The sequence below is a fragment of the Dyella lutea genome (assembly GCF_024158035.1).
Taxonomy (GTDB): domain Bacteria; phylum Pseudomonadota; class Gammaproteobacteria; order Xanthomonadales; family Rhodanobacteraceae; genus Dyella_A; species Dyella_A lutea.
In genome coordinates this window covers 761511-779805 of the sequence record NZ_JAMZEK010000002.1, presented here as the reverse complement: position 1 = coordinate 779805, position 18295 = coordinate 761511, and the positions used below count along the sequence as shown (strand labels likewise).

General features: G+C 70.3%; 9 protein-coding genes and 1 pseudogene. All 10 read right to left on the bottom strand.

The window, feature by feature from the left end:
• Positions 1 to 230: 230 nt before the first annotated feature.
• Positions 231 to 1958, bottom strand: coding sequence for a ShlB/FhaC/HecB family hemolysin secretion/activation protein (locus NC595_RS11010; RefSeq protein WP_425493117.1), 1728 nt, complete (start codon positions 1956 to 1958; stop codon positions 231 to 233).
• Between the two features lie 501 nt (positions 1959 to 2459).
• Positions 2460 to 2804: a hypothetical protein gene (locus NC595_RS11005; protein ID WP_253566358.1), complete on the bottom strand. Its 345-nt coding sequence runs from the start codon at positions 2802 to 2804 to the stop codon at positions 2460 to 2462.
• Complete coding sequence (locus NC595_RS11000; protein ID WP_253566357.1) at positions 2801 to 6526, bottom strand: protein kinase domain-containing protein; 3726 nt, start codon at positions 6524 to 6526, stop codon at positions 2801 to 2803. Before NC595_RS11000 ends, NC595_RS11005 begins: the two co-directional genes overlap by 4 nt.
• 163 nt (positions 6527 to 6689) lie before the next feature.
• Positions 6690 to 7376 carry a glycine zipper domain-containing protein gene (locus NC595_RS10995; protein WP_253566355.1) on the bottom strand — a complete coding sequence of 229 codons (687 nt, stop codon included), beginning with the start codon at positions 7374 to 7376 and terminating at the stop codon, positions 6690 to 6692.
• A 389-nt stretch (positions 7377 to 7765) separates the two neighbouring features.
• Positions 7766 to 9487 (bottom strand): annotated as a pseudogene (locus NC595_RS10990) (serine/threonine-protein kinase); the annotation flags it as partial.
• 17 nt (positions 9488 to 9504) lie between these two features.
• Positions 9505 to 10224 (bottom strand): PP2C family protein-serine/threonine phosphatase, encoded by a 720-nt coding sequence (locus NC595_RS10985; RefSeq protein ID WP_253566353.1) that lies wholly within the window; start codon positions 10222 to 10224, stop codon positions 9505 to 9507.
• Positions 10221 to 11870, bottom strand: coding sequence for a type VI secretion system-associated protein TagF (gene tagF, locus NC595_RS10980; protein WP_253566351.1), 1650 nt, complete (start codon positions 11868 to 11870; stop codon positions 10221 to 10223). Before tagF ends, NC595_RS10985 begins: the two co-directional genes overlap by 4 nt.
• Positions 11871 to 11874: 4 nt before the next feature.
• Positions 11875 to 15405 carry a type VI secretion system membrane subunit TssM gene (tssM, locus tag NC595_RS10975; RefSeq protein ID WP_253566349.1) on the bottom strand — a complete coding sequence of 1177 codons (3531 nt, stop codon included), beginning with the start codon at positions 15403 to 15405 and terminating at the stop codon, positions 11875 to 11877.
• 4 nt (positions 15406 to 15409) lie between these two features.
• Positions 15410 to 16774 carry a type IVB secretion system protein IcmH/DotU gene (gene icmH, locus NC595_RS10970; protein ID WP_253566347.1) on the bottom strand — a complete coding sequence of 455 codons (1365 nt, stop codon included), beginning with the start codon at positions 16772 to 16774 and terminating at the stop codon, positions 15410 to 15412.
• 166 nt (positions 16775 to 16940) lie between these two features.
• Complete coding sequence (tssK, locus tag NC595_RS10965) at positions 16941 to 18281, bottom strand: type VI secretion system baseplate subunit TssK (protein ID WP_253566345.1); 1341 nt, start codon at positions 18279 to 18281, stop codon at positions 16941 to 16943.
• Positions 18282 to 18295: the final 14 nt, after the last annotated feature.

Below are 18295 nucleotides of genomic sequence, written 5' to 3'. Positions count from 1 at the left end.
GGAACTGTTTGCGCGCAGGCCAAGGAAGAAGGAGGGAGTGGACGTCCGTCCACGACTGATGGATGACGCCGGCATGCGGGCAAACAGGCCCGGCCGCGTGGGTTGTCACCGAGTGGCCACCATGCGGCAGCGCGTGGCTTGAGCTGACCACCAGTCAGCCCGGCGCCTCGCACCACCACCTGGCGGCCACTCGATGACAACGCGGGGGGCTTGGAGATCATGATCAGGCTCTAGAACGTGAAGCCGAAGCGCGCGTAGATGTGGTAGCCCTTCTTGTCCGAGGCCTGCGGTCCGCCGATCGGCACCGCGCCGTCGAGGTGGAACTCGAAGCGATGGAATCGCGGCAGGCGGAAGATGAAGCCCGCGCCGACGCCCTTGAAGGTCAGCGCGCTTGAGCTCGCCCGGTCGGCTCCGGCCGGCATGCCGCGGGCGTAGTCGATGAAGGCCTCCAGCTCCAGCAACTCGCGCCAGGGCCTCGCGTAGAACGGCGAGATCTTGTTGCCGAAGCCCGGCGCGTCGACGTGGTATTCGAGCGAGGCGTAGTAGCCACGGTCGGTCAGGCCGTCGGCGATCGGGTAGGCGCGCACGCTGTCCGGGCCGCCGATCACGAACTGCTCCAGCGGCGCCAGCGCGGCGTTGGTCCACTGCCCGGCCAGCTTGAAGTAGGCGCGCTGCGACTTGGTCAGGAACTGCAGGCGCGTGTAGGAGAAGCGCAGGCTGGTGAAACTGCTGGCGTGGTTGGGACTGACCAGGTCCGGCTCGCGCGAGCGGTCCTTGATCGACTTGCGCAGGCTCACCTGCAGCAGGTCGATGCCGTGCAGGCGTTGGTCGGTGCGGTTCATCGCCCAGGCCAGCTCGGCCACGTCGAAGCTCTCGTCCGACAGCGGGATGCCGAGGCTGGTCAGGCGCGACTTCTCGCGGATGTAGTGCAGCGTGGCCTGCATCTGCATCGTGTCGGTATTGACGAACTTCCAGTCGGCACCGCCGTACTGCGAGGAACTCGGTCCCTTCACGTCCAACGCGGCGAGCTGGGTGGAATTGAGCTGCAGCTCGCTGCGGGTGGCGCCGATCACGCCGCTGAGGCCAGGCACCACCACCGTTGGCGCGCGGTACACCAGCGAGCCGTAGACGTTGTTGCGCGGATCCATCGCGTAGTCGACGTTGGCGGCGAAGGTGTCGCCGATGCCCAGTGGGCTGTTCCAGGTAAAGCCCAGCTGGGCGCGATAGCGGCCGGTGAGATCGGTGCCATAGTTGTTCGCGCCGGTGGTGATCGTGTACGGCCGCTTCGCCTCGTTGGCGACCATCAGCAGGTCGGTCTGACCAGTCTTCTCGCCCGGCTGGAAGGTCGAGCTCACCGACACGCCGGGCAGATCGCGGGCATAAAGCAGTGCCGAATCGACGTCGCCCTTGCGCAGCACCTTGCCCTTCAACGGCTCCACCGAGGCGGCGATCGCGCTGGCGCGGTAACGCTTGTTGCCCTTGACGATGACGCGCCCCAGCGTGCCCTCCAGCACCTGGATGCTGACCACGTGGTCCTGGCCGATGGTCTGCGCCGGCAGGAACGCCGTGCCGAAGATGAAGCCCGCCTTGCGGTAGGTATCGGTGAGCGCGTCGGCCACCTGCTGCAGCTGGGTGAAGGCGAGCTGCGCCGGCTGGCCCGGGCCGCCGCCGAGCTTGCGCAACTGCGCGTCGGCCAGCGCCTGCATCGATGCCGGGGTGATCCCGGCATCCGGGTGCGAACCCACGCCCTGTACGCGGAAGGCGCTGACCGCCACGGTCTGCGCCGGGGCCTGGTCGCGTTCGCGTACCGGCGGCACCACGTTGTCTGGCGCCAGCGGCTTGGGCGCCGGAGCCGGGACGGAGGCCGCGGCCACGGCCGCAGGCGGCGTTTGTGCCGGAGCCTGCTGCGCGACCTCGCCGGCCGGGGTGGCTGGCGTGTCCTGCACGGTGAAGGCCATCACCTGCTCGGCCAGATAGGCCCGTGCGTCCTTGAAGCCGGCCTTCTGCAACGCCGCCGTGATGGCATCGGCCGCAGCCTGCCACTGCACGGGACTCAGGCTTGCCGGATGACCGGCGGCGGCCATCGCCTGCCGGTAGCCGGCCTGCACGATCGCCTGGACCGACGCCGCATCGCTGCCGGCGGGAATCCCGCTGACCAGGATGCGCTGTGTCGGCGCAGACGCCGGGGTCGGTGAAGCCCCCGGGGTGGGCGATGCCGGAGGGACGGGGGTGTCCTGCGCCCACGCCTGGCCGCCAGCCAACGCCAGCGCCAGGGCTGCTGCCAGAGAAGCCATCCGCACGACATCTTTCCCCTTGCAATGAGGCTGCCCGCGACATGGACGGTGGATCCCCCCACGCCCGCAAGCGGAGTGCGCGCGCAGCCCCCGGGAACGGCACCCCTCCTGAGTAATGCGCAACTGCGTCACAAAACTGGTCAGTCGACGGCGATTCCTTGCGACTCAGCTCCCGCCCAGCCGCACCACCCCGTAGATCAGCAGCAACGCTAGGGCCAGCCCGGCCACGGCCAGCAGCCAGGTCTGCAGCATCCGGCGACGGCGGTCGGGAAACAGCGCGCCGGCCATGTCCGCGCTGGGCAGGGCCTGGCGCCGGGCATCCTCCCGTCGCCCTCCCCCCGAAGCGGGCGGGGTGATCGCGTTGCGCGCGGTCACCCCGGCGCTGTCGTTCAGCCCCTGCAGCAGGGCGCGCCGCCGGGCGCGGTAGTCCTCGCGGCCGAGCCGGCCGAGCCGGTGTGCCTCGTCCAGTGCCCGCAACCCCACATTGATGTGACGCTCCTGCTCGTTCATTTGAGCTCCCTCAGCACGCGGAATCCGACGTCGTTCTGGGCGCTGCCGCTGTCGGCGCGGTGCGCGTCCACGGTGCAGTCCGACCAATAGCTGGTGTAGCTGGCCCCGCGCACGCCCACCTGACCGCCGCTGACCACCCACTCCCACACGTTGCCCGTGAGGTTCACCAACCCCCAGGGATTCGGGCTGCGCCCCAGCGGCGAGATCGGCGCGCCGCTGCCGTCGTCGCCGTTGGCGTTGGGCGGCACGCAGTTGCTGTCCGGCGACTGCTTCCAGCCGCCCCCCGCCTTCGCCGCATGCAGCCATTCAGCATCGGTAGGCAAGCGGTAGGTGAACCCGCTGCCCTTGCTCAGCCATGCGGTGTAGGCGCGAGCCAGCGACAACGGAATGTTGCTGATCGGCTGGGTCGCGGTCAGCCGGTCGCCCGCCGGCCGTGGCGCGCACTGCCCGGTGGCACTGCAGAAACGGTTGAACTCGCTGACGCTGATCTCGTTGCGCGACATCGCATACGCCTTCCCGCCAGCCAGGCCGGGAATCACCACCAGCGGCGGGCCGCGCTTGCCGGCCACTTCATCAGCGCAGATCCGGCCCTTGCCGACCAGCGCCGGATCGCCGCAGGGATCGCTGCCGGCCGCGGCCGAGGCGGCGGTCGCTCCCGGCCTGGCGGTGCCGGGCCGGGTGGCGACAGCCCCCGGCGACGTCGGCGTCACGGTGGCCCCCGAATGCGTGGGGACAGCCGCGGGCGCCACCGGCGTCGTCCCGGGCGCGACGGCCGGCGGCGCGGCGACCGTGGCAGCCGCCGGCGACGCGGCGGCTGGCTGGCTCGGCTTGAGGCTGTCCAGCAACGCGGACAGGCTGCCCTGCTGCAGTTGCCCGCGCAGCTTCAGATCCGATTCCAGCGCTTTCAGGGCATCGGGGTCGTCCTTCTGCACGCGTGCCAGCTGCTGGCGCAGGCGCGACAGATCGGCGGAGGACACGCCGCTGGCGCGGGCCTTCATCGCATCGGCCACCAAGTCGTAGCGGGCCTTGGCCTGGCGCAGGTCGTCGCGGTTGCCCAGCGCCTTGAGTCCGCGCGCCAGGGTGTCGGCGGCCGACTGGAACCGGCCACGCCGCATCGCATCGGTCGCCTGGCCGAGGTAGGCATTGGCCAGCAGCTGCGGCCCCGTGCTGGCAAGGAAGGGATTGTCCGGCTGCAGCGTGCGGATGCGCGCCAGGGCTTCCTGCGCCTTGGCCACGTCGTTGGCGGCGGCGGCGCGCTTCATCGATTCGATGCGCGAGGTGACCTCGGCGGCTGCGCTCTCCTGCGCCAGCTGCGCCTGCACCTGCTGCTGCAGCGTGTCGATGCGACTACGCTGGGCCAGCAGGGGCGCCGACTTCGGTGCGTAGTGCAGACCCAGGTCGATCGCCCGCGAGGCCTGCGGCAGCTGCGACGGGTCGCTCTGCTGGGCGACCGCGCTTGCGATCGCCGCCGCCAGCGCCTCGACCTGCTTCGGCGTCTGCGCATCGTGGGCGGTTGCGAGCGTGCTCATCGCCCGGGCCACTGCCGCCTGCCAATCGGTGTCCAGGGTCGGCCGGGCGATCAGCGCGGCCAGTGCCGCGTGCGCCTGCGGAACGCTCTGGGCGGTCGCCGGTGCGGCTCTGGCCAGTGCCGGTGCAGCCATCTGCGCCAGCTCGTTCGCGCGCTGCTTCAGCCGCGCCGAATCCGGGAACACCGCCTGCGCCTGCTTCAGCTGCGCACGGGCCTCGTCGACGTGGTTCGCCGCCAGCGACTGGCCGATCGCGATGTCGTACTTCAGCTCCAGTTCGGCGTTCTTCAGCAATCCGCTGGTGGGATCGATGGCGCGGATCGTCGCCAGGATCTGCACCGCGTTGTCCGGCTGGTCGGCGAAGATCGCGCCGCTCTCGATCGCCTTGCTCAGGCGCGTGTCGAGCTGGTTGAGCAGGTCGTTGCGCTCCTGCTCGATGGCGGTGCGCTTGAGGTCGAGCTTGGGCGAGAACAGCTTGAGCTGGTCGCGCAGGGTGAACACGTGCTGCGCACCGGCATAGTCGTAACGCTGCTTGGCCGGATTCCAGTACGCGTCGACGCGATCGAGCAGGAAGGTCTGGATCAGGTCGCTCTGGTCGATCACCACGCGGGTGCGCTGGTCGGCCCCCAGCGCGTTCAGCGCCCCGAGCGCCTGGTCCTCGCTGACGAAATGCTGCGGGTCGGTCGGCGAGAAGCGCGCGACCACCTGGTCCACCTCGCGCTGCTGCAGGTAATGGCGCACGCCCCAGCCGCCGGCCACCAGGATCACCACGCCGATCGCGCCGACCACCACGAATGGCCCGGCGCGTTCGCGCAGACTGATGTCGCGCAGGCCCTCAACCAGGTCGGCGGCGTTCTTCAGGCGCTTGTCGCTGGTGAAGGCGATCGCATCGCACAGGGTCTGGTACTGGCGCTTGGTCAGGCCCGGCACCGGCGGCGGCTTGCGCCCCTCGCGCATCGCCACTTCGGCGCTGACCTTGTCGAACGGGTGCTTGCCGGTGAGCAGCTCGAAGGCCACACAGCCGAGCGCGTAGATGTCGTCGCTGGGCGTGGGCTCCTTGCCCTCGATCATCTCCAGGCTGGCGTAGGCCGGGGTCAGCGCGCCGAGCGTGCCTGCATCGAACACGGTCTGCTCGCCGGTGGCCTCGCCCATGTGCTTGCCGGCCCGGGCAATGCCGAAGTCGAACACCTTCGGCATGCCGTCGCGGGTGACCATGACATTGCCCGGCTTGAAGTCCGAGTGCACCACGCCCGCTGCATGCGCGCGCTTGAGCGCCCAGGCCATGCCCTCGATCAGCGGCCGCGCCTTGGCCAGCGGCATGCCGTTGTAGGCCTTCTCGCGGATCAGCGTCTTGAGGTCGGAGCCGTCGACGTACTCCATCGTCATGAAGACGATGGTGCCGTCCTTGTCGAAGTCGTAGACGCGCACGATGTTGTCGTGCGCCAGCGACTGCGAGCGGCGCGCCTCGCGCTGCAGCGCGATCAGCGAATCGGGATGGCGGCGGAACTCGTCGTTCAGCACTTTCACCGCGACGTAGGGATCGCGGTCGCGCGCCTCCACCTTGCGCTCGTCCAGGGCCAGGAACACCACACCCATGCCGCCGCGACCGATTTCCTTCTCCAGGTGGAAGCGGCCCTTGAGCACGCTGCCGACCGCCGCGTAGTCGCTTCCCTCGACGGACGCCATGCGCTGCCAGCTGTCCGAATTGAAGGTGCTGCTGGTGCCCGTGCCGGTGGCGCTGCCGGTCACTCCGGTGGTCTGGACATCACGCGGGACGGGCGTCGAGGCCGGTTTGACCTGGGTCGCCTCGTCGTCCACGCGCGCGGGACCCGAGGCCGGCTGCACCACGGTGGCATCGCCGTCGTGCGCCGCCGGCGCCGTCGACGCCCCACCCGGCTGGACCACCGTCGGATCGTCCGCGGCCGGTCGGCGCGAGGACTGGACCACGGTGGCGTCCTCGCCCGCGACTGGCGCCGCCGCTGCCGCGGCATCCTGCAGCGACCGGAGCGCCCCCAGCAGCGCCGCCGCCGTGTCCGGCGTCAACGCGCCCTCGGCCGCGAGCCGCTCGACCGTCGCGACCTCCTCACGATGCGCGTCAGCGGGCTGGGCGCCACGCGAACGCAGTACGTCGAGCAGGGTCGACAACTGCAGCTTGTCGGCCTGGAAAGCGGCGATCAGTTCGTTGAGGAAATTCATGAAGTGAGGGTCTTGGTCAATCCGGAAGCCGTACCGGGACGGCGAAGAAGTACTTGCGCGCGTCGGGGATCAGGTGCTTCTTCCCCTGCTCGACGCCCGTGCGCCGCGGACGTCGCGACGCTCGGAAAAAGGGGCCGGCGCGATTGCATGCGCCGGCAAGGACTCAGCTCACCACCAGCATCGGCACCTCGTTGGTGCGTACCTGCTTGCCGTCCATGAACAGGGTCGAGCGCATGGTGTAACGCCCCTCCTCGATGCCCTTGGGCAGGTTGAAGTTGAAGTTCGTTTCGTACTCGCCGGTGCCGTCGACGGCGGTGGCCGGCTTGCTCACCGTGGACAGCACCTTGCCCTCGGGCGAGTAGAGGGTGAGCTCCTCCTTCAGTTGCGGCGTCGCGTCGTGGGTTCCGCTGATCACGGTGACCCGCGACTGCATCTGCGCGGAGGTTCCCGAGCGCACCGTGTTCGACGGTGTCAGCTCGCTGCGGTAGTCGGCCACCGTGTTGCTGGCCGGTAACCCGCCGCGCTGGCGCGCGTACTCCTGCTCCACCGCCTTGGCGTCACGCACCTTGCGGACGTGGTAGTTGTACGCGATGCACGCGAACGCGCCGATGCCGGCGCCGATCGCCGCCCCCGCCAGATGCCCCTTGCCCTTGCCGAACATGGCACCGGCAAGCGCGCCGAGGGCACCGCCCACCACCGGATTGCATGAGCCGGCGGAGCTTCCGGAGCCCGCCGAGGTATCGCCCGACCCACTCTGGCTGGGCATCTGGGCGCAGCCCGCGGTGACGGTCAGCACCAGGCTGGTCAGCACGAGGCTGGCCGAACGAAATCCACCTGTGTTCATGTCCATGGCCCTCATTGGATGGAAATGCTGTTCATGGCCTGCCTCTGGGCCCGCTTGGCCTTGTCCAGCAGGCGTTGCGCCCGGGCGTCCCCCGGCTTCACCGCGAGTGCCGCCTGGGCATTGGCAATCGCCGCCGAATAGTTCTGCCGCGCGAAGTTGCGCTCGCCTTCACTGGTCAGCTTGAGCGCGACATCCTGCAGATGGCCGGAGTCCACCGCCGGCGCGGGCGCGGGCGCGGGGCTGCGACGGTCGCCCGGCGCGCGGTCCGTCGCCAAAGCCACGCAGCGACCGTCCTGCGGCGCCGTTCCCGCCGGGCAGGCGGGTGGTCCGGCTTGCGCGCCCGTGTCGGTGGCCGGGGCATTTGCGGCAGCCGCCTTCTTCTCCGCCGCCAGCTGGCGCTCGGCCCGTTCCTTCTCGATCGCCGCCCGCCGGAGGTCCACCTGCGGCAGGTAGAGCTGCAAACGCTCGCGCAACGCGAAAAGGTGCTGCACCCGCGAGTAATCGCTAAGGCCCTTGGCCGGGTTCCAGTACGCATCCAGCCGGGCCAGCAGGTAACGCTGGATCACGTCGCCGTGGGCCAGCATCAGCTGCTGGCGGTCGGACTCGTCCAGACTGCCGAGTGCGCCCAGTGCCAGGTCTTCATTGCCGTAATGGTGCGGGTCATCGAGGTTGAAGCGGGCGACGATCCGCTCCACGTGCCGGGCATGCAGGTAGCGCATGCCGGAGAAGGCTCCGATGGCCAGCACGGCGACCGCCAGCGCGCCGTAGGCCAGCAGCGGACCGAAGCGTTCGCGCAAGGTGATCTCGCGCAGCCCCTCCAGCAACTGGTCGGCGCTCTTCAGGCGCCCCTCCCCGCTGAATGCCACTGCATCGTTCAGGGCCTGGCACTGCCGCTTGGTCAGGCCCGGCACCGATGGCGGCTTGCGCCCCTGCTTCATCGCCACTTCAGCGCTGACCTTGTCGAACGGATGCTTGCCGGTGAGCAGCTCGAACGCCACGCAGCCCAGCGCGTAGATGTCGTCGCTGGGCGTGGGCTTCTTGCCCTGGATCATCTCCAGGCTAGCGTAGGCCGGAGTCAGCGCGCCGAGCGTGCCGGCGTCGAACACGGTCTGCTCGCCAACCTGGTCGCCCATGTGTTTGCCGGCCCGGGCGATGCCGAAATCGAACACCTTCGGCACCCCGTTGCGGGTCACCATCACGTTGCCCGGCTTGAAGTCCGAGTGCACCACACCGGCGTCATGCGCGCGCTTGAGCGCCAGTGCCATGCCCTCTATCAGCGGCCGCGCCTGCTTGAGCGGCATGCCGCCGTAGGCACGCTCGCGGATCAGTGTCTTGAGGTCGCTGCCGTCGACGTACTCCATGGTCATGAAGACCGTGGCGCCGTCCTTGTCGAAATCGTAGACGCGCACGATGTTGTCGTGCGCCAGCGACTGCGAGCGACGCGACTCGCGCTGCAACGCGATCAGCGAATCGGGATGGCGGCGGAATTCGTCATTCAGGACCTTGACCGCTACGTAGGGATCGCGGTCGCGCGCCTCCACCTTGCGCTCGTCGCGGGCCAGGAACACCACGCCCATGCCGCCACGACCGATCTCCTTCTCCAGCAGGAAGCGCCCTTTCAGCATGCGGCCGACCGAAACCTGGTCGGCCGGCCCGGCCTCCGCCACCCGTTTCCAGCTGTCGGCGCTGTCGCTCTGCGAGAGCGTTGGCTGGACGGTGCCGGTCCGGTCCGGCGGCGATGACGGCGCACGGGGCTGCACGCGGGTGACGTCATCGTCGCCGGGCGCGTCCGGTTGAGGACCCGGCTGCACCACGGTGGCGTCGGGATCGCGCCCGGCAGCTGCAGGCAGGCACGGGGAAGTGCGTAGCGGATGCACCACGGTGGCGTCATCCGGGTCGTCCGCCTGCGCGCCCTGCAACGCACGCAGGCGGGCCACCAGCAGATCCCCCAACGACGCCGCGAGCCGCCCATCCGCGACCCATCCGGCGATCGCCGCCAGCTCCTGCTGGTGAGCGTCCGCGGGGCGGGCACCCCGTGCGGCCAGCGCATCGAGCACCGTCTCCGGCGCGGGCTCGCCCGCCTGCAACGCCGCGGCGGCGTGCTCGAGCTCGCGCATGGGAGAGGTGCCCGGGTTCACGGCTGCAACTGCACGACCACGGCGGACACGTTGTCCCGCGCCGCCCGACCGAGCGCCAGCGCGAACAATCCCTCCAGCAGCTCCTGCGGCGCGCCCCGCTGACGGCACTCCGCCTCCAGCTCGGCGTCGGTCATTTCCTTGTTGATGCCGTCGGAGCACAGCACGAACTGCATGCCGGGCCGTCCGCCGGCCACCTGCCAGTCGACGAACAGCCGGTCCTCGGCGCCGATCGCGCGGGTCAGCACGCCGGCACCCGGCGACGGGGCCGCGGGCGCACCGCCGAACTGGGTGACGTCGTCCTTGGTGCCGTGCACGTGGTCGCGGGTCACCTGCTCGAGCACCCCGCCTTCGATGCAGTAGGCGCGGCTGTCACCGACCCAGCCGCACAGCATGTAGTCGTGGTGGTGCACCAGCACCACCACGGTGGAGCCGATGATGTCCACGCCGCGCGCACGCGCCATCGCGACCAGGTCGGTGTTGACCTGCTCGAGCGCATCCTCGATCGCCTCGATGAAATCGAACACGCTGCCGTTGCGGGTCAGTGCACCGAGTCGCTGCGCGATCAGCGCACTTGCATAGTCGCCGGCCGAATGGCCGCCCATGCCATCGGCCACCACCCAGAGCCCGAGGTCGTCGCGCACCAGGATGGCGTCCTCGTTGTGGCGCCTGACCTTGCCGGTCACCGTGAGTCCCGCCGAAACGTAACGATCGGTCATGCTGCCACCTCGATAACGGCCAGCGGCCATGGCGCGGGGTCGGTGCCGAGCGCCGCCGCCTGTGCGATGAGGGCGCGCGCATGCGACGGGTCGGGCATCGCCAGCGCCTGGGCGAGCAGCGCCTGGTCCAGCCCCATCAGCCGTCGCGTGGCGAGCAGCAGGAAGCGGTCGCCCGGCTCCACCGCGCAGACGATGTCCTCCGATTCCGGGGCGCCGGAACCGCCCAGCCCCACGGCAACGGCTCCGCGACGGGCGCCGAGCAGGGTGTCGACGCCGGCACCGGCCGACGCGGCATCGCCGGCGAACACCGGGCGCATCTGCCCGCGACGCCACTGCCAGACCTCGGCGGTACCCATGCGCAGCACCGCCGCCCAGCGGCCGGTGGTGTGCAGCGCGACCACGGCGGCATCCTCCATCACCGGGTCGATCAGGTCCTCGCTCGACGCCTGCAGCGCCGGATGTCGTGCCAGCAGCCGCTCGCGCAGCAGGTGCATGCCGCCGGAGAACTCGCCCGGCGCCATCGACGCGGCGACCGCCTGCGCCGTGGCGGCAGCGCAGCAGCGGGCGTCGTGTGCGCCGTCGTCGGCGGCCAGCACGGTGAGTGCACCGTCCATGCTGCGGTAGACCGCGCAGCGTGCCGGTGCGGTCGCCGACGCCGGCGACTCCAACTCCACTGCGGGCGCAGGTGCAGGTGCAGCCTCCGGCGTGCCGCGAGCGAATCCGGGCACGGTCACGTCGTCGGGTACCGGCGCGGTGGCACTGGCCAACACGCGCGATGCGGTGGTGTCGGCATCGACGTGCGCCGGTGCGCCTGGTGGGGGCTGCGGCGGCATCATGGCCGGTGCGGGTGCCGGTGCGGCTGGTGCAGGCGTCGCTGCGGCGCCCGCGTTCGCGCCCGGTGCGAACGAGCGCAAGGTGCGCCAGCCCTCCCCGTCCTGCCCCGCATCGAGGAACGCGGCGAAGCCCGACGGAGCCGGCAGCCCCTGGGTAGCCATCGCGCTGGCAGGCACCATCGCGGCCCCGTGCGTCCACCATAGGCACCAGGACGGACCGGAGGCCGCCAGTTGCGACCACAGCAACTCGAGAAAGCGCTCGTCGTGTCCGTGCACCCGCAATGGCATGCGCCACTGCGCAGCCCCGCGCCAGTCGATCCCCGCGAGCGCTGCAGACGGGTCGCTGCGGATGACCTCCTGCGGCCCCGGCAGCGCGGCCAGGCGGGCGTCGAACGCATCCGCCCCCCACGCCTGCCGGCGCGCTTCGGCATGCGCCACCTCGAGCACGTCGAACCAGCGCTGCGCCTCGCGCAGGGTGCGCGTGCAGGCCGCCGGATCCCTGCCCAGCGGCGCGGCCATCACCATCGGGAAGCAGCGACCGACGCGGTCGGCCGCCGGCGCCATCACGCCGGCCCAGGCGGAATCACCGCACACGCCCGGTGCCAGCACGAAGCGCCAGGCCGGACTGGCGAACCAGCGTTCCTGCCAGCCGGCCCCGAGCCGCTCGCGGCTGGCCGCCACCGCGTGCTCGAAGTGCCGGTCCCAGCGCTCGACGAAATCGCCGGGCAACCGCCGCTGCACGAAATCCCCGGCGCCCGCCAGCTTGCCGAAGAATCCCACCGATGCCGTCATCCCCCCTGTCGGATTCGGCATGGCCTCAACCCCCGCAGCGGAAGCGCTGTACGTCGGAATCGAGGAACGGGTTCTTCAGGTTGGCCGCCTGCAACGTCACGCGAGCGCTCTGGCTGCCGAAGCGGAAGGTGGCGGTGTAGCGCAGGTCCGACTGCTTCGTCAGATGCGCCGCCTGCAGTGCGCGGAAGAATGCCCAGTCGCCCTGGTAGTCCACGCTGCTGATCAGGTTGCCGGCAGTGTCGTAGGCGCTCACCGAGACCTGCCCCGGCTGCGGCCCTGGCCACTTCATCGTGGCGCTGGTCGGGCCGCCGGGCGCGTACTCGAATTTCTGCCCGTCGACCTGGATCACCAGCTTGCCGATGCCCGCGTCGAGCTGCGGCGCCATCCAGGTGAAACCGACCTCGGGTGTCGGACTGCCGTTGCGGAAGAACGACTGCTTGATCGAATCGGCCAGCTGCATCTGCGCCAGCATGCCGGGCGGACCGCTGACCGCACCCGGACCGTCCTTCCATTTCCAGGTGCGCCCACTGGCGTCGACCAGTTTCTCCAGCGTCTGCTTGTAGAAGCTGTCGAACTCGCCGCCATAGCCGAACAGCTCGGAGAAGTTCTGGATCGGGATCTCCGACCGGCCGTTCGCCGCGAACGGATAGCGCCCGCGGGTGAAGTCGGCGCAGTCCTTGGCCACCGCCTGCTGGAACTGGTCACCCAGCGCACCCTTGGTACCGCTGGCCACCAGCGCCTCGCTCTTGCCGGTGAGCGCAGCGACCCAGCCGGACACCGGCGGCGGCAATTGCGCCGCGGCCTGCTGCGCCAGCAGCAACTGCGGATTGGGCTGGCCGGCGGCATTGCTGAAGTCGGTCATCGTCAGCAGGGTCTTGCTCAGCTGGTCGAGCACGCCGAGCGTCTGGTCGATCGGTGCCGCGCCTGGTGCTCCCTCGCTGAGCTTGTCGAGCGTGTCGAAATGCGCGCTGATCGCATCGCCCGGCCTGGCCGTCGGCGCGGCCGGCGCCGAGCCGGCCGCCGCGGCCAGCGCCCGGCTCAGCGCGCTCTGCGTGGCCTTCTTCTCCGCCGCCTTCTTCGCCGCGGCCAGTGCCTTGTCGGCACCGTCCTCGGGTGGCGCACGCAGCAGGTCGTGGGTGTTGTCGCGGACCACCCCGAGCAGCGCCTTCAACGGCGAGCTGGGACCGGCCAGCTTGGCGGCGATCGCGCTGGCGTCCTGGATGCTGGCGATCGGCTGCAGCTCCAGGTCGTTGAGCAGGTCGTCCCAGGCCTTGATGTAGTCGGTCTGGTACAGGCCCAGCACCTGCTGCTGCAGGCGCGCCTTGCCGATCGCGTCGATGCCGCTGGCGCCGAACACCCAGTCGTCCTTGGTGAAGTTATCCACCGCCTGGGCGACCCCTTTGTTCACTTCCTCGGCGAACACCGGCTGGGTGAACAGCGCCGGCAGCGGGGCCGACAGCGGCGTGCCGCTCTTGCGACGGAACACATTGCCGAGCAGGCCCAGCGCCTTGTCCAGCTGCAGCGGCGGGGCGTCGGAGGCGGTAGCCGACAGCTTCATGCTGCCGTAGACCAGCGAGGACAGATCGGCGGTACGCAGGGTTGCACGCGCCTGCTCGACCAGGTCCTTGTCCAGCGAGATGGCGCGCATCCGGTCCGGCTCGTCCACCAGTGCCTTGAAGTGCTTGGCGATCGCCTGCTGCAGCACGGTGTCGCCGGGGAACACCTTGGGCCATTCCAGGTCGGTCAGCGCGACAAGCTGGCCGGGGTCGCGATGCTTCGGCTCGCCGAGCATCAGGTAACCCTTGAGGTAGTAGTACAGCGCCTGCGGGTCGCCGGCACTGGCGCTGAGCCCGGCACGGAACTGCGAGGCCACGCCGGGCAGCAGCAGGCCGTTGAGCTCGCGCAGGTAGGCGTCGTGCACCTCACCGCCGACGGCGTGGCCCTGGTACAGCCCGAAGCGCATCAGCCACGGCACGTGGCCGCGGTACTGCTCGGCCACGCCGCTGACCGCACCCAGCCCTTCCAGCCGTTCGAGCACCAGCGCGAAATAGGCCTTCTGGGTCGGCGCGTCATCCAGCGAGGTCTTCGCCGGATAGGCGGCCAGCGCCTTCTGCACGTTGTCCAGGTAGGTGCGGTTGCGGCCGTAGCTGATCGCCATGCCGGCGAACAGCAGGCCGGTGAGCAGCAGCACGCCGGTATACGCCGCCGCCTGCAGCAGGATCTTCTGGCGCTCCAGCTTGGGGTTGGTCCCGGCGAAGCCGGACTCCTTGAACAGCACGTCCTTGAGCAGTCGCTCGACGAAGAAGGTGCGCTGCTGCGCACCCTTGGCCTGCACGCGCGCCGCGTCCACGCCGAAAGTGCGTGCCACCGCGCTCATCATGCGGTCGATCGGCGTGCCTTCCTGCGTGCCGGAGGTGAGGTAGACGCCGCGCAGCAGGGTCGGGCTGCCGTAGGGGTTCGGCGCGAACACGCCCTCGACGAACTGCCGGGCAACGTCGCGCAGCGCCGCCAGCTGCTGCGGGAACGACAGGATCGCGGCACGCCGCATGCGGTCGGGCTCGGCATGCACGCGCTCGAGCACCCGCGTGTTGAGCCGGTCGAGCAACCGCTGGAACTCGTCGGCAAATGCCTTGGCGGCGCTGCCGTCCATGGTCTTGGCGACCGGGAAGGACATGCCCCAGACCTGGCTGCGCAGTTCCGGCGAGAAGTCGTCGAAGAACTCGCCGAAGCCGGCCACCAGGTCGCACTTGGTCAGCACCAGGTACACCGGCACGCCGATGCGCAGGTGCTCGGCCAGCTCGTCCAGGCGCCGGCGCACCGCCTGCACGTGTTCCTGCCGGGCGTTCTCGTCCAGCACCAGCAGGTCGGACATGCTCATCGCGATCAGCACGCCGTTGATCGGCCGGCGCTTGCGGTACTTGCGCAGCAGCTTGAGGAACTCGCCCCAGGCCGAGGCATCGGCCTGGCGGTCGGAATCCTGCGTGGTGTAGCGCCCCGCGGTGTCGAGGAAGACCGCTTCCTCGGTGAACCACCAGTCGCAGTTGCGGGTGCCGCCGATGCCGCGCAGCGCTTCCTTGCCGAAGCGGTCGGACAACGGGAAGTTCAGGCCCGAGTTCTGCAGCAGCGTGCTCTTGCCCGAGCCGGGCGGACCGATCACCACGTACCACGGCAGCGTGTACAGGTTGCCGCCGCCCTGGCGGCGCTTGCGCAGCGTGTCCACCGCCTCCTGGAAGCGCGAGGCCAGCTGGGCGCGCTCGCTCGCGCTGCGATCGTCGCCGGCCGGCGCCGGCGCGGCGGCACCGCCGTCCTGCTGGGCCAGGTCGCCGGACATCTGCGCGGTCTTGCTGCGCAGGCGCATCTGCTGGATCTGCAGCACCACGCCCCAGATCACCAGCAGCACGATGATCACCACCAGCCGCGCCACCGGGCTGGCCAGCGGCTGGCTGTCGCCGATGCCGAGATACGGACCGCCGAGCCAGATCAGCAGCGACAGCAGCAGCAGGCCGACCAGGGCGATGAACCAGCCGGACTTGAGCAGGGAAAGCACCTTCTTCACGAGCTCAGCCCTCCGGGATGTACTTGATTTCGACGCGGCGGTTGCGCGTGCGGTTGGCCGGCAGGTTCGGCGGCAGCGCGATCGGCTGCGACGAGCCGGCGCCGCTGGATTCCAGCCGCGCCGGGTTGTCCAGCCCCTGGGCGAGGATCTGCACCACCGCGCGGGCGCGTGCCGCGGACAGCTCGAAGTTGTCCTTGAAGCGCAGCGAGTGGATCGGCTGATCGTCGGTGTGGCCGACCACGATCACCCGCCCCGGCACCTGGTTGAGTGCGGCGGTGATCTGGTGCAGCAGCGGAATCTCCGCGGTGCTCACGTCCACGCCGCCGGAGGCGAACATGTCCGAGCCGCTCAGCCGCACCAGCTCGCTGCCGTCACCCTGGTCGATCACCTCGAGCCGGCCGGCCTGGGCCTCCGGTGCCAGCAGTTCCTTCAACGTCTTGTGTGGTGCCGGCGGCTTGGCCTGGTTCAGCCGCGTGGTGTCCGGTGGCATGGCGCTCTCCAGGCCGATCTGCGCGATCTGCGCACTGGCCGGGGCCGACAACATATTGAGCCGCGTGTAGAAGAACAGGAACGCCACCAGCAGCACGCAGGCCGCCGCGGCGACGATCACCCACAGCGGCACGTAGCGGATCAGCGGATTGCGCCGGTCCTCGATGCCGCGCCAGTGCGGCGCCAGCTCGTCGGCCGGCGCTGCGCGCTGCGCCTTGATGCGGCGGTAGAGGTCTTCCTGGATGTCGGCCAGCTTGGCGCGGCCGCCCGCCTCGATCTGGTAGCGTCCGCCGAAGCCCAGCGCCAGGCACAGGTACATCAGCTCGATCAGATCGATGTGCCGGCTGAAGTCGGCGCACAGCCGCTCGAGGATCTGGAAGAACTTGGCGCCGCCGTAGGACTCGCCGTGGAAGGTCACCAGCAGGGTCTTCTGCGCCCAGCCGCTCTGCTCGCCCCACGGCGCGTTGAGCACCGACTCGTCAAGCATCGCGCACAGCACGTAGCGCGCGGCGGTGACCGTCTGCACCGGCAGGCCGGCGGCATTGGCGTGGCTCTCGAAGCGGCGCACCTGGGTGGTCACCTGCTCGCGCAGGCGCGTGGCATCGGGCAGCGACACGCTGTGACGCAACTGCACGCCCAGCAGCAGCAGCGGCGCGGCAGCCTGCACCAGCGGATTCATGCCGCCGCCGAGGAACTCGCTGATGTCGGCCCGCGGTGCCGGTGCGGCCGGTGCGGGCGCATAGGCGGGAGCTGCCGGCGGTGGCGCGTAGGGCGCAGGTGCCGGAGCGGAGGGCTGGGTGCCGCGCGGACGCACGATGGTGGCGTCGTCGGGCACCGGCGGATAACCGGGCGGATGACCGGGACCGTTCGGCGTGTTCATGGCTGGGCCTGCGGGTGGCTTGCGGATGCCGCACGCCGCGGGCGACGGGCGCGTGGATCCATGAAGGAGGACGACATGGCGGGGCGTGCGACCGGAGGCCGTTCCGCCAGCGCAGGGTCGTGGCCGCTGAATGGAAGCGCAGTTCTTAAGGAAGCCATGATCCGACTCACCCTCCCCGGATCGCCCAGAGCTGCAGGTCCAGTCCGGCGAACTCGCTACCGAAATGGAAGGCGATGCCGCCGGAGGTCTTCAGCTCCCGCCACATCGGCGAGTGCCGGTCGAATTCGAAGTACAGGTAGCCCGCGTTGTAGGGAATCTGCCGCGGCGCCACCGGCATCGGCGTCAGCCCGATGCCCGGCAACTGCAGGTTCACCAGGTCGCGGATCTTCTCCACCGGACCGATCTTGGAGACCGCCGGCAACTGCCGGCGCAGCTCCTCGGACTTCAGGTCGGCCTTGGCCGCCAGCACGAAGGCGGCGGTGTCCAGCAGCGACAGATCCGGCACCACCGCCACCCACACGCCGAACTTGCGTTGTTGCAGCGGGATCGCCAGCGCGGTCTGCTCCATCACCGCGCTCAGGCTGGCGCGCAGCGCGGCGATCACTGGCTCGAAGCTCTCGCGCAGCGCCTCGTGGCGATACGCCGGGAACGCCGGCGGCCGCTTGCCCGGCGCGGTGAACGTGGCCAGCTCGCCGGCCATCGCCACCATCAGCCGGTACAGCTCCTCCGGATGCGCCAGCGGCGCCTCGGCCAGGTGGGCGACCAGCGGCTGGTAGCGGTTGACCACCTGCAGCAGCAGGAAGTCGGCGATCTCGGCCGCACCGCCGCGGTCGGTCAGCGCCACCCGGCTGGCCAGTGCCTCGCCGCGCTGGTGCAGCAGGCCGAGCAGTTCGATGAGGAAGGTCACCAGCCGCGGCACCGCCTCGCAGCGCAGGCCGGTCGGCATGAAGCCCTCGTCCAGCATCACCCGGCGATCCGAGCGGCATTCGACGATGCGCGCCAGCGGCAACCGGGTCAGGCCCTCCAGCGGCTGCGACTCGGGCAGCAGCCGGCTGGTCATGCCGCCGACTTCCAGCACCGCGGTGCCGTCGGTGCTGCCGGAGGCATCGCGCACCTCGGCCTCGCGCACGCGGAAGCGGAACAGCTTCTCCGCCGGCGCCTCGGGCCGGCCGCTGTCCGGCTGGGTCGGCGAGCGCAGCGGCAGCGTCAGGTAGATGGTCTGGTCACGCCAGTTGGCATCCACGTCCAGCGGCGGCGGCAGTGGATCGTCCGATGGCATCGCGAACGGCGTGCCGTCGGGCAGCACGCCGCGCGCCCGCTTGATGCCGAGCTTGCCGACCGCCAGCAGGTCGGCCTCCAGTTCCAGCTCGGTGAAGCCGAAGCTGTACGACCGCAGCGCACCGGCACGCAGCTCGACGAAGCGCTCCAGATAGCGCTCGTTCTGCTGCAGGTGCTGCGGCCGCAGGAACAGGCCTTCGCTCCAAACCACTTTGTTGTTTTGCGTCATCGGATCGATGCCCG

Coding starts and splice junctions, on each gene's coding strand:
- NC595_RS11010 (WP_425493117.1), bottom strand. CDS start 1,958: ATGGCCTTCACCGTGCAGGACACGCCAGCCACCCCGGCCGGCGAGGTC.
- NC595_RS11005 (WP_253566358.1), bottom strand. CDS start 2,804: ATGAACGAGCAGGAGCGTCACATCAATGTGGGGTTGCGGGCACTGGAC.
- NC595_RS11000 (WP_253566357.1), bottom strand. CDS start 6,526: ATGAATTTCCTCAACGAACTGATCGCCGCTTTCCAGGCCGACAAGCTG.
- NC595_RS10995 (WP_253566355.1), bottom strand. CDS start 7,376: ATGGACATGAACACAGGTGGATTTCGTTCGGCCAGCCTCGTGCTGACC.
- NC595_RS10985 (WP_253566353.1), bottom strand. CDS start 10,224: ATGACCGATCGTTACGTTTCGGCGGGACTCACGGTGACCGGCAAGGTC.
- tagF (WP_253566351.1), bottom strand. CDS start 11,870: ATGCCGAATCCGACAGGGGGGATGACGGCATCGGTGGGATTCTTCGGC.
- icmH (WP_253566347.1), bottom strand. CDS start 16,774: ATGAACACGCCGAACGGTCCCGGTCATCCGCCCGGTTATCCGCCGGTG.
- tssK (WP_253566345.1), bottom strand. CDS start 18,281: ATGACGCAAAACAACAAAGTGGTTTGGAGCGAAGGCCTGTTCCTGCGG.